The following is a 12,077-nucleotide window of genomic DNA, read 5'->3' as shown; positions in this document are numbered from 1 at the left end:
GATAAAATTCAGCCTACCAAGCCTTGTTACAAGGCGATTCGGGAACCTCGGTATCCATACATGATCGACTATGCTTGAGCAGCGAAGGGAAACGGAAGTGGTTCAACACCCCATGGATATCAAATTCACCCACCGGCTGTCTTACAAGCAAGCCAGGCTTACTGTGCTGGTCGGGTTCATTCTGGGCACGCTGCTCAGCCTGCTGCAAATCGGCATCGATTATGCCAGCGAAGACGCCTCCATTAACCGTGAAATCCTGTCTTTGCTGGAAATCAGCCATAACCCGGCCTCACGGATTGCCTACAACATCGACGCCGAACTGGCGCAGGAACTGACCCTGGGCCTGTTGCGCTCACCGGCGATCATTTCGGCGCAACTGATCGACAACAACAATACGGTGCTGGCCAGCGTCAAACGCCCGGAACTGCAAAGCGGCTATCGCGTGATCAGCGACTTCCTGTTTGGCGCCAAGCGGCAGTTCGAGGATCGTCTGTATCTGGATCATCTGCCCAATGAATCGCTGGGAGTGTTGAGCCTTGAAGTCGACACCTATGCCTTTGGCAGCCGTTTCCTGCGCCGGGCCGAGGTCACCCTGCTCAATGGGTTCGCCCGCAGCCTGATTCTCACCGGCCTCCTGTTGGCGCTCTTCTACGTGATGCTGACCAAACCGTTGGTGCGGGTGATCCGCGAACTCAGCGGGCGCGACCCGCGCAGCGCCGAGCCGACCACACTGGAGTGCCCTTCCGGCCATGGTAACGATGAAATCGGCGTGCTGGTCAAAGTCGCCAATCAGCAATTCGAGAACATTGCCACCGAGATCCAGCAGCGGCGCAACGCCGAAAACCGCCTGACCGACTACCTCGGGCAACTGGAAAACATCGTCTCGGCGCGCACCGCCGAACTCAAGGCAATCAACGCGCGGCTCAGCCAGTCCAATCAGGAACTCGAAGTCGCCCGCAGCACCGCTCTGGAAATGGCCGAGGCGCGCTCGGCGTTCCTCGCCAACATGAGCCATGAGATCCGCACGCCGCTCAACGGCCTGCTGGGGATGATCGCGCTGTCGCTCGACGGTCCGTTGAATGCCGAACAGCAGCAACAACTGTCGATCGCTCACGATTCGGGCAAGGTGCTGGTCGAGTTGCTCAACGATATTCTCGACCTGTCGAAATTCGATGCCGGGCAACTGGAGCTCGAGCACATCCCGTTCGACCTCGGTTCATTGATCGAAGACACCGCCAACCTGCTGTCGCAGAATGCCGCGCCGAGCGTCGAGCTGACCTGCCTGATCGACCCGCACTTCCCGGCACTGGTACTGGGCGATCCGACCCGCGTCCGGCAGATCGTCAGCAATCTGCTGTCCAACGCACTGAAATTCACCCGCTTCGGCCGGGTAGATGTGCGCTTGTCGACCTACCAGGATGGCGTGCGCATCGAAGTCTGCGATACGGGCATCGGTATCGCCCAGGACGCGCAGTTGAAAATCTTCCAGCCGTTCACTCAAGCGGGCGCCGGCATCACTCGACAGTACGGCGGCACCGGACTGGGACTGGCGCTGACCTACAACCTCTGCGAAGCGATGCAGGGACGCCTGACCATCAGTTCCGAGACCGGGTTTGGCAGTCAGTTCTGCGCCGAGCTACCTTTGCCCTGCCATACCCGCGCGCTGGCACCTGCGCCGCTGCACGGGAAAATCCTCGCCATCACCGCCGCCAGCAGTGGCTTGGCGGAACTGCTGCAAAGCCTGCTGCCGGTGTGGGGACTGACATACGAGCAGCGCACCATCGATGACTCACTGCTGGGCCTGACGCCAGACGTGGTGATCACCGATTGTCCGGAGTGTCTGTTCGGCTTGCGCCCAACGCTCGTTGCGCCAATTTTGCTGGTGACCGCCTACGGAAGCTTTCTGCCCAGCGAAGAAGCGGCCGCGCTCGCCCCTCTGCAACAACAGGCACGGCCGTTGGCGCGCAACGCGCTCTATCAGAACCTGCGACGGACACTGCAACCGGAAATCGTCGCCATCAATGATGCGCAACTTGAAACATCCCCGACCCTAAGGCGCGGGCGGGTGCTGCTGGTCGAGGACAATCCGGTCAATCAACTGGTAGCCAAAGGCATGCTCGGCAAACTGGGCTGTGAGGTCATCGTCGCCGCCCATGGTGCCGAAGCGCTGGATCAGTTGGAGTATCACGAATTCGATCTGGTACTGATGGACTGCAACATGCCGGTGATGGACGGCTACGAAGCCAGCCGGCAGATTCGTCAGAGTGGGCGCTGGCCGAGCCTGCCCATCGTCGCTCTGACCGCCAACGCCATGTCCGAGGAACGCGAACGCTGCCGTGCGGCCGGCATGAGCGACTATCTGGCCAAGCCGTTCCGCCGTGAAGAACTCGCGGCATTGCTTGATCAGTGGATCCCGACTACGACAGCGCTTTGATCTGCCCCAACAAGTGATCGAGTCCGCTGCGCAGGTCATTGAGGCGATCCAGATCTACCCCGCTGTCGCACAGCAGTCGGGCCTTGAGCGGTCCGACCTGCTCGCGCAAGGCTTGGCCAGCCGGTGTCAGGCTCAGGTGCACTTCCCGTTCGTCACGCGTCGAACGCTGGCGCTGCACCCACTGCAATTGCTCCAGACGCTTGAGCAACGGCGTCAGCGTGCCCGAGTCCAGCGCCAGCCGTTCGCCCAAGGCCTTGACGGTCGGTTGCTCCGGCGCGGCGTCCTGCCATTCCCACAGCACCAGCATCGCCAGGTACTGCGGGTAGGTCAGACCGAGCTGATCCAGCATCGGCTTGTAGGCACGAATCACCGCCCGGGAGGCGGCGTACAGCTTGAAGCACAACTGGTTGTCGAGCTTCAACGAATCGACCGGCAGGCTGTTCATTTGAGCAGAGCTTCGATCTCGCGGCTCAGGTCCTGCGGCTTGGTCGCCGGGGCGAAGCGCTTGACCAATTGGCCGTCCTTGCCGATGAGGAATTTGGTGAAGTTCCACTTGATACCTTGAGAACCGAGTACACCCGGTGCACGTTTCTTCAACTGTACGAACAGTGGGTGAGCGCCGGCGCCGTTGACTTCGACTTTCTTGAACAGCGGGAAGCTGACACCGAAATTCAGCTCGCAGAATTCGCTGATCGCCCCTTCGTTGCCCGGCTCCTGTTTGCCAAACTGATTGCACGGAAAGCCCAAGACCACCAAGCCCTGATCCTTGTAGGTCTGCCACAGTTCCTCAAGGCCTTTGTATTGCGGGGTGAAACCGCACTTGCTCGCGGTGTTGACCACCAGAACCGCTTTGCCAGCGAAATCGGCCAGGGTCTTTTGCTCGCCTTTGATCGTGGTGCAGGGGATGTTCAGCAGGTTGTCGCTCATGGGACGGGCTCCGCAGAAAAGTCGGGAAAGGCCAAACATAGCGAGCAATTAAATTGCGTGCAATTTAATTATCGAATAACAAGGCGACCCTAAGGTCGCCCTTGATCGCTTATGCCCGCGGTTCGAGGTTCAGGCAAACCGAATTGATGCAATAACGCAGGCCTGTCGGCGGCGGGCCGTCGGGGAAGACGTGGCCCAGATGCGCATCGCAGCGGGCGCACTTCACTTCCGTGCGGATCATGCCGTGAGTGGTATCACGGATTTCGGTCATCGCGCTTTCGCCAATAGGCGCGTAGAAGCTCGGCCAGCCGCAGCCGGAATCGAATTTGGTATTGGAATCGAACAGCGGCTCATTGCAGCAGACACAGTGATAAACGCCGTCGGTTTTGGTCGCGTTGTATTTGCCGGAGAACGGTCGCTCGGTGGCACTGAGGCGGCAAACCTCGTACTGCTGCGGATCGAGCATGGCTTTCCATTCTTCCAGGGTTTTTTCCAACTTTTCCATCATCACACCTCAGCGGCTGAAAAAGCCCGATCTGTACCTTTTCCACGGATCGGGCGGCACGTATGATTGCGCCTCGTCACGCACCAGTCTGGCAGCCAGACCGGGCGCATTCAAACGGATTATGGGAGCCACGGCTCAAGACGTCCGCCTGTGTGAAAACACAGGAATCCCAGCACGGTTGTCCATTCGCCGCCTGGATCGTTCATTTTCGGGATCACATCGCCATGCAGTTCAGCAAATCGAACAAGCTCGCCAACGTCTGCTACGACATTCGCGGCCCGGTGCTCAAGCACGCCAAACGACTGGAAGAGGAAGGCCAGCGCATCCTCAAGCTGAACATCGGCAACCCGGCGCCGTTTGGTTTCGAAGCGCCGGACGAAATTCTTCAGGATGTGATCCGCAACCTGCCGACCGCGCAAGGCTACAGCGACTCCAAAGGCCTGTTCAGCGCGCGCAAAGCGGTGATGCAGTACTACCAGCAAAAGAATGTCGAAGGTGTCGGCATCGAAGACATCTACCTGGGCAACGGCGTTTCCGAGCTGATCGTGATGTCGCTGCAGGCGCTGCTCAACAACGGCGACGAAGTACTGGTGCCCGCCCCGGACTATCCGCTGTGGACCGCCGCCGTCAGCCTCGCTGGAGGTAACGCCGTGCATTACCTGTGCGACGAAGGCGCCGACTGGTTCCCGGATCTGGCCGACATCAAGGCCAAGATCACCCCGAACACCAAAGCCATGGTGATCATCAACCCGAACAACCCGACCGGCGCGGTGTATTCGAAGGAAGTGTTGCTGGGCATGCTCGAAATCGCCCGTGCGCACAACCTGGTGGTGTTCTCCGACGAGATCTACGACAAGATTCTGTACGACGATGCCGTGCACATCTGCACCGCATCGCTTGCTCCGGACTTGCTCTGCCTGACCTTTAACGGCCTGTCGAAGTCCTACCGTGTGGCGGGTTTCCGCTCCGGCTGGATCGCCATCTCCGGGCCGAAGCACAACGCGCAGAGCTACATCGAAGGCATCGACATGCTGGCCAACATGCGCCTGTGCGCCAACGTGCCGAGCCAGCACGCGATCCAGACCGCATTGGGTGGCTATCAGAGCATCAACGACCTGGTGCTGCCGCAGGGTCGCCTGCTGGAACAGCGCAACCGCACCTGGGAATTGCTCAACGACATTCCGGGCGTAAGCTGCGTCAAGCCGATGGGCGCACTGTATGCGTTCCCGAAAATCGACCCAAAGGTCTGCCCAATCCACAACGACGAGAAATTCGTTCTCGACCTGCTGCTCTCCGAGAAGCTGCTGGTGGTGCAAGGCACGGCGTTCAACTGGCCATGGCCTGACCACTTCCGCGTGGTCACCCTGCCCCGCGTCGACGATCTGGAAATGGCCATCGGCCGTATCGGCAACTTCCTCAAGTCCTACCGCCAGTAAGTGGCCAGCAGTGCGCAACGGTCATACGTTGCGCACTGTCTGATTCAGCAACACTTCTGCATTCCGCGTCCGCGCACGCCTTCTACACTTGCGATTCATACCGCTTACCTGCGTCCGGCGTAATGACGACGGGTCGCGGCAGGCTGTCATCCCGATCGTTTTCTGTCGTGGGAAATGTGCCGAGCACCGAAGAATCCGCTGTAGGACACAGTTTGAAATAGTCACTCAGTTGAATAGCCCGGTGCGGCACCTTATATACCCCGCAGTACGCTACATCTTTAGCTTGAGGAGATTTCTACAACCATGATGCGCATCCTGCTGTTTTTGGCCACTAACCTGGCGGTCGTGCTGATAGCCAGCATCACCCTGAGCCTGTTCGGCTTCAACGGGTTCATGGCGGCCAACGGGGTTGATCTCGACCTTAGTCAGCTGCTGGTTTTCTGTGCAGTCTTTGGTTTCGCCGGCTCGCTGTTCTCGCTGTTCATCTCCAAGTGGATGGCGAAAATGAGCACCGGCACCCAGATCATCAGCCAGCCACGCACCCGGCATGAGCAATGGCTGCTGCAAACCGTCGAGCAACTGTCCCGCGAAGCCGGGATCAAGATGCCCGAAGTCGGTATTTTCCCGGCCTACGAAGCAAACGCCTTCGCCACCGGCTGGAACAAGAACGACGCGCTGGTCGCGGTCAGCCAGGGCTTGCTCGAGCGCTTCTCGCCCGATGAAGTGAAAGCCGTACTGGCCCACGAAATCGGTCACGTGGCCAACGGCGACATGGTCACCCTGGCGCTGATTCAAGGCGTGGTGAACACCTTCGTGATGTTCTTTGCGCGGATCATTGGCAACTTCGTCGACAAGGTGATTTTCAAGAACGAAGAAGGCCAGGGCATCGCTTACTACGTGGCGACCATCTTCGCCGAACTGGTACTGGGCATTCTCGCCAGTGCAATCGTCATGTGGTTCTCGCGCAAGCGCGAATTCCGTGCCGACGAAGCCGGCGCCCGTCTGGCCGGCACCACCGCAATGATCGGCGCACTGCAACGCCTGCGCGCCGAACAGGGCCTGCCGGTGCACATGCCGGACACCCTGAACGCCTTTGGCATCAACGGTGGCATCAAACAGGGCTTCGCCCGCATGTTCATGAGCCACCCGCCGCTGGAAGAGCGTATCGACGCGTTGCGTCGTCGCGGTTGATCAGATTGGCGTAAAAACAAGAGGCCCGCAGTGATGCGGGCCTTTTTTGTTCCTGCCAATAATGGATTGTTGCTGATGGCCTCTTCGCGAGCAGGCTCGCTCCCACACGAGCCCTGCGAACACCCATCCAATGTGGGAGCGAGCCTGCTCGCGAAGAGGCCGGTGAAGGCGACAAAACTATCGGGAAGAAACGCGGTAAACCCGCTCCTCCAGCCGCGTCACTCCAGCCTGAAGGAACTTACCGCTCTCCCCCAGCACATCCTGCTCTTCCAACACCTGCACCTGCCAAGCACCACTCAGCAACCGTTTGACCTCATCATCCCCCACCGCAAACGGCGGCCCCGGCATCTGCGCCTGATCGTAGTCCAGCGTAATCAACAGCCCTTGCACACCCAACGGCAGAATCCGCTGAAGATGCGCCGCATAACGCTCACGCATCGGCGCTGGCAAGGCAATCAGCGCGGCGCGGTCGTACAACGCCGTGCAATCGGCCACATCGCCCGCCGTCAGCGCAAAAAAATCCCCGCACCACAACTCGATGGCATCGCTGCGATAGACCTTGAACGCGCCCTTCTCACTGATCTGTGGCTGTATCTGATGCTCACTGAAAAAGTCTTCAATAGCCTTTTCCGACAGCTCAATCCCGAGCACCTGATGACCGTGCCCTGCCAGCCACGCCAGATCCAGACTTTTCCCACACAAAGGCACGAGCACTCGCGCCGGTGCCGGGGCCGCCCAGTGCCGCTGCAGATACGGGTTCACCTCGGGCAGATGGAACCCGATCTGCCCCGAAGCCCACTTCTTGTGCCAAAACTCAGGTTGCATGCATCACTCCAAATAATTCGATCAAAAAGCGTTAAAACTTATATTAGATTTAGATCAATGATCTGAATGAAGATGAGGCCATCTTAACGCTCAGGAACCCATCATGTTTCCCAGCCTGTTTATTTCCCACGGTTCACCCATGCTGGCGCTGGAGCCCGGCGCCAGTGGCCCGGCGCTGGCGCGTCTGGCCGCCGAATTACCGAAGCCCAAAGCCATCGTCATCGTCTCCGCCCATTGGGAAAGCCACGAACTGCTGGTCAGCAGTAATGCGCAACCGGAAACCTGGCACGACTTCGGCGGCTTTCCCCGCGCGCTGTTTGAAGTGCAGTACCCGGCGCCGGGCAATCCGCAGTTGGCCGCTGAGGTGGCCGATCTGTTGAATGCCAACAACCTGCCCGCTCGCCTCGACCCGCAACGCCCGTTCGATCATGGCGTCTGGGTACCGCTGTCGTTGATGTACCCGCAAGCGGATATCCCGGTGGTGCAAATTTCTCTGCCGAGTCGTGGCGGCCCGGCGTTGCAAACCCGGGTCGGCCGAGCGCTGGCGAGTCTGCGTGACCAGGGAATTTTGCTGATCGGTTCCGGAAGCATCACCCACAACCTGCGTGAACTCGACTGGCACGCCGGCCCGGAAAGTGTCGAGCCATGGGCGCGGGATTTTCGTGACTGGGTGATTGAGAAGTTGGCGGCCGACGATGAGGCGGCGTTGCATGATTATCGCCAGCAGGCGCCGCATGCGGTGCGCAGTCATCCGAGTGATGAGCATTTGTTGCCGCTGTATTTCGCGCGGGGTGCGGGCGGTGCGTTTAGCGTTGCGCACAAAGGATTCACGATGGGTGCGTTGGGCATGGATATTTATCGTTTCGGTTGACGCCTTCGCGAGCAGGCTCGCTCCCACAAAGGCAAAAAGCAGGCAAAAAAAATCCCCGAACCAGTCGGGGATTTTTTATGTTCGATCAATCAGCCCAAGGACGGATCAATCTTCGCGGTAGCGACGCAGTTTCAGCTGCTTACCGGCAACGCGAGTGTCCTTCAGTTTGGTCAGGAGCTTGTCCAGACCATCTTCCGGCAGCTCGACGAGGCTGAAGCTGTCACGCACCTGGATGCGACCGATCGCTTCACGGGCCAGACCGCCTTCGTTGAGGATGGCGCCCAGCAGGTTTTTCGCAGCGATACCATCACGCGCGCCCAGCGCGGTACGGCAACGAGCACGGCCTTCGCCCAAAGGCATTGGTGCGCGACGCTCGCGGTCACCACGATCAGGACGATCACCGGTGCGCTCAGGACGATCGCCACGCGGTGCGTTGTTCGGCACCAGTGGACGCTCCTTCTCGATCGCAGCCAGGTTCAGCGCTTGACCGTTGGTGGCTTTGCGCAGCAGCGCAGCAGCCAGGGCACGCGGGGTGCAGCCGATGTCTGCAGTCAGACGATCGAGCAGCTCACCGTGAGTCGACTCGGCATCAGCAACCAGCGGCGACAGGCTGTTGGTCAGTTTCTTGATGCGTGCATCGAGAACAGCTTGAGCGTCCGGCAGGCGTACTTCGGCAACTTTTTGACCGGTTACACGCTCGATCACTTGCAGCATGCGGCGCTCACGTGGAGTCACCAGCAGCAGTGCACGACCTTCGCGACCAGCACGGCCAGTACGGCCGATACGGTGAACGTAGGACTCTGGGTCGTACGGCATGTCAACGTTGAACACGTGAGTGATGCGCGGAACGTCCAGACCACGGGCAGCAACGTCGGTCGCAACAACGATGTCCAGACGGCCATCTTTCAGCGAGTCGATGACGCGCTCACGCTGGTTCTGGGCGATGTCACCGTTCAGCGCTGCGGCTTTGTAGCCTTTGGCGTCGAGGGCGCTGGCCAGATCCAGGGTCGCTTGCTTGGTGCGCACGAACATGATCAGAGCGTCGAAATCTTCCACTTCCAGCAAGCTGAGAACGGCCGAAGTCTTCTGATCAGCGTGAACCAACAGGTGAGCCTGTTCGATCGCGGTAACGGTCTGGGTCTTGGTCTGGATCTTCACGTGTTGCGGATCGCGCAGGTGGCGTTCGGCAATGGCGCGGATCGACTGCGGCAGGGTAGCCGAGAACAAAACGGTCTGACGGGTCGCTGGCAGAGCCTTGAAGATGACTTCCAGGTCATCCATGAAGCCCAGTTTCAACATTTCGTCAGCTTCGTCGAGAACCAGGTGGTTCACGGTCGACAGAACTTTTTCGTCACGACGCAGGTGGTCGCACAGACGGCCCGGAGTGGCGACAACGATCTGTGCGCCATTACGGATTGCTTTCAGTTGCGGGCCCATAGGCGCGCCGCCGTAAACAGCCACAACGGTAACGCCCGGCATTTGCTTGGCGTAGGTTTCGAAAGCGGTTGCTACTTGCAGCGCCAACTCACGAGTTGGCGCCAGGATCAGGGCTTGCGGTTCGCGCTTGGCAGGATCGATGCGGTGCAGGATAGGCAGTGCGAACGCGGCTGTTTTACCGGTACCGGTTTGCGCCTGGCCAATCATGTCCTGGCCGGCCATGATGATCGGGATCGATTGCTGCTGAATCGCCGAAGGCTCTTCGTAGCCAGTCGCTGCGACGGCTGCAAGAATATTCGGGTTAAGATTAAAAGCGGCGAATCCGCCGGTTTCCTGGGTCATGGGTCTGCCTCTAAGTGCATCCGCAAAGACCCATGCTCCAAAGCTGCGCATGCCGTGTTGAGACTCAAGAGTCGCCCTGGCAGCTTTGTCGGCGGGGATTTGCGAAAACGAATGAATGAAAAAAAGAATCGTCCGGGAAGAGCCCGCAATGCGGACGTGCAGCCGAAGCTGACTTCGGGAAATTGCGCTACCTAAACGCGGCCCGGTTAAAGGCCGGCGCGCACTATACCGGATTTTGCCCAAAAAGGGAGCTTTTTTTATCGTCAAAATACCTGTGTCACCGCTGTGTAACGGGGTTTTGCGGATAATCGCGCCAAGGTCTATTTTTCAAAGGCCCGGCCCTGCGGGCGATGACGCTTAAACGATTCATCGACATGCGGCATTCCGTCGCTGCACCCGCCCTTCCTGCCCGAGGATCCAGCCATGAATCAGCTCTGCCCCGGCCGCGTCAGCCGTGAACGTCGTGGTCACGTCAACCTGATCGGCCTTGATCGAGCGGCCAAGCGCAATGCTTTCGACCTCGACCTGCTGAATGACCTGAGTTTGGCTTACGGTGAGTTCGAGGCCGACAGCGAAGCGCGGGTGGCGGTGGTGTTTGGTCACGGCGAGCACTTTACCGCTGGTCTGGATCTGGTCAGCGCCAGCGGCGCACTCGCTGAAGGCTGGCAGGTTCCGACCGGCGGTTGCGACCCATGGGGTGTTTTCGTCGGGCCACGGGTGAGCAAACCGGTGATTGTCGCCGCGCAGGGCTACTGCCTGACCATTGGCATCGAGCTGATGCTGGCGGCAGATATCAATCTCTGTGCGAGCAATACCCGCTTCGCGCAAATGGAAGTACAGCGTGGGATTTTTCCTTTTGGTGGCGCGACTTTACGTTTTCAACAGATTGCCGGTTGGGGCAATGCCATGCGCTGGTTGCTGACCGGCGATGAGTTTGATGCGCACGAGGCGTTGCATCTGGGATTGGTGCAGGAAGTCATGGCCAGTGAGGACCTGTTGCCGAGAGCGATTGAGTTGGCTGAACGGATTGCCCGGCAGGCACCGTTGGGGGTGCAGGCGACGTTGATGTCGGCGCGGCAGGCGCGGTATGAGGGTGAGACGGCGGCGACGCAAGGGCTGCCGGCGCTGGTGAAGAAGTTGCTGGCAAGTGAGGATGCCAGGGAGGGGGTGAGGTCGTTGGTGGAGCGGCGACCTGGCATTTTCAAAGGGATCTGAAATTTTCGCAGACTATCAGGCCCTCTTCGCGAGCAGGCTCGCTCCCACAGGGAAATGCATTCCAGTGTGGGAGCGAGCCTGCTCGCGAAGGGTCCATCACTGACAACTCAGGTCGCCGGGCGAATACTGTTGATCAACGACTGCAACGAATACCCCAGCCGCGGCGCCAGCGCTTCGGCCCGGGCAGTCAGTGCCTGCATGTCCAGCACCTGATCGAGATCCGCCGGGACAATCAGAATCACATTGCCCTCCTTCACCGGCAACTCCCAGTAATGCCGGTGATAGAGCCCGCGCAACAACGCTGCGCCCAACGGTTTGCCATCATCGGTAGCCCACTGATTGATCACCAGCCAGCCACCGGGATTCAGCCGCTTCTGACAGTCGCCGAGAAAACTCCACGCCAGATGCCCGACACCCGGCCCGACATCGGTATACAGGTCGACGAAAATCAGGTCCGCCGGCTCAGCGCTCGGCAGCAACTCCAGCGCATCGCCGACGCGAATGTACAGGCGTGGATCATCGTCCAGCCCAAGGTATTCGATCGCCAGACGTGGCACATCCGGACGCAGTTCAATGGCTTCGACATCTTCCAGCGACAGGAACTTGAGACAGGCCTGCGTCAGCGTACCGGCACCCAGCCCGAGAAACAGCGCACTCTCCGGCTGCTCATGGCACAACGCACCGATCAGCATCGCCCGGGTGTAATCGTATTCCAGCCAGCTCGGATCCGCGGTGAACACGCAGCTCTGCTCGATCGCATCGCCGAACTCGAGAAAGCGGTAATCAGCCACTTCCAGCACGCGAATCACGCCGAACTCATCCTGTACTTCGGCGAGCAGATGCTCGACGCGCTCCTCAGTCATTTCGTCTCCTGATGGTCACCGGGCGCGGTGA

General features: G+C 59.6%; 11 protein-coding genes. 5 read left to right on the top strand and 6 right to left on the bottom strand.

Annotated elements, in window-relative coordinates; translation table 11 throughout:
- Positions 1–112 precede the first annotated feature (112 nt).
- Positions 113–2,434, top strand: coding sequence for a response regulator (locus ACI514_RS04320; RefSeq protein ID WP_160058900.1), 2,322 nt, complete (start codon positions 113–115; stop codon positions 2,432–2,434).
- Here ACI514_RS04320 and ACI514_RS04315 read toward each other — a convergent pair.
- The 3 genes from ACI514_RS04315 to msrB form a co-directional block, all read right to left on the bottom strand.
- Positions 2,418–2,879 (bottom strand): MarR family winged helix-turn-helix transcriptional regulator, encoded by a 462-nt coding sequence (locus ACI514_RS04315; protein ID WP_405123134.1) that lies wholly within the window; start codon positions 2,877–2,879, stop codon positions 2,418–2,420. The two genes, ACI514_RS04320 and ACI514_RS04315, sit on opposite strands and share 17 nt — an antisense overlap.
- Positions 2,876–3,361: a glutathione peroxidase gene (locus ACI514_RS04310; RefSeq protein WP_093099714.1), complete on the bottom strand. Its 486-nt coding sequence runs from the start codon at positions 3,359–3,361 to the stop codon at positions 2,876–2,878. The genes ACI514_RS04315 and ACI514_RS04310 overlap by 4 nt, the downstream gene beginning before the upstream one ends.
- 109 nt (positions 3,362–3,470) lie before the next feature.
- A complete protein-coding gene (msrB, locus tag ACI514_RS04305; RefSeq protein WP_160058902.1) occupies positions 3,471–3,866 on the bottom strand; it encodes a peptide-methionine (R)-S-oxide reductase MsrB in 396 nt (131 codons plus the stop codon).
- Positions 3,867–4,090: 224 nt separating this feature from the next.
- Between msrB and ACI514_RS04300 the strand changes: the two genes are divergently transcribed.
- Complete coding sequence (locus ACI514_RS04300) at positions 4,091–5,302, top strand: pyridoxal phosphate-dependent aminotransferase (protein ID WP_007908620.1); 1,212 nt, start codon at positions 4,091–4,093, stop codon at positions 5,300–5,302.
- A 303-nt stretch (positions 5,303–5,605) separates the two neighbouring features.
- Entirely contained in the window at positions 5,606–6,493 is an 888-nt protein-coding gene (gene htpX / locus ACI514_RS04295; protein WP_160058903.1) for a protease HtpX, read from the top strand.
- 177 nt (positions 6,494–6,670) lie between these two features.
- Here the strand turns inward: htpX and ACI514_RS04290 are convergent, their stop codons facing one another.
- Positions 6,671–7,318 carry a thiopurine S-methyltransferase gene (locus tag ACI514_RS04290; RefSeq protein ID WP_160058904.1) on the bottom strand — a complete coding sequence of 216 codons (648 nt, stop codon included), beginning with the start codon at positions 7,316–7,318 and terminating at the stop codon, positions 6,671–6,673.
- 103 nt (positions 7,319–7,421) lie between these two features.
- Between ACI514_RS04290 and ACI514_RS04285 the strand changes: the two genes are divergently transcribed.
- Complete coding sequence (locus tag ACI514_RS04285) at positions 7,422–8,189, top strand: class III extradiol ring-cleavage dioxygenase (protein WP_160058905.1); 768 nt, start codon at positions 7,422–7,424, stop codon at positions 8,187–8,189.
- 105 nt (positions 8,190–8,294) lie between these two features.
- On the opposite strand, the gene ACI514_RS04280 is transcribed toward ACI514_RS04285, so the two are convergent.
- Entirely contained in the window at positions 8,295–9,968 is a 1,674-nt protein-coding gene (locus ACI514_RS04280) for a DEAD/DEAH box helicase (RefSeq protein WP_008088238.1), read from the bottom strand.
- 423 nt (positions 9,969–10,391) lie between these two features.
- Here ACI514_RS04280 and ACI514_RS04275 point away from each other — a divergent pair, with 423 nt between their 5' ends.
- Positions 10,392–11,183, top strand: a complete 792-nt coding sequence (locus ACI514_RS04275) for a crotonase/enoyl-CoA hydratase family protein (protein ID WP_160058906.1) — start codon at positions 10,392–10,394, stop codon at positions 11,181–11,183.
- Positions 11,184–11,290: 107 nt separating this feature from the next.
- Here ACI514_RS04275 and ACI514_RS04270 read toward each other — a convergent pair whose 3' ends face one another.
- Positions 11,291–12,046: a spermidine synthase gene (locus ACI514_RS04270; protein ID WP_160058907.1), complete on the bottom strand. Its 756-nt coding sequence runs from the start codon at positions 12,044–12,046 to the stop codon at positions 11,291–11,293.
- Positions 12,047–12,077 lie beyond the last annotated feature (31 nt).

The organism is Pseudomonas sp. M20, from assembly GCF_045037865.1.
In the GTDB taxonomy this organism is placed as follows: domain Bacteria; phylum Pseudomonadota; class Gammaproteobacteria; order Pseudomonadales; family Pseudomonadaceae; genus Aquipseudomonas.
The sequence above is the reverse complement of the archived record's forward strand: the minus strand, read 5'-3'. Positions and strand labels throughout refer to the sequence as shown.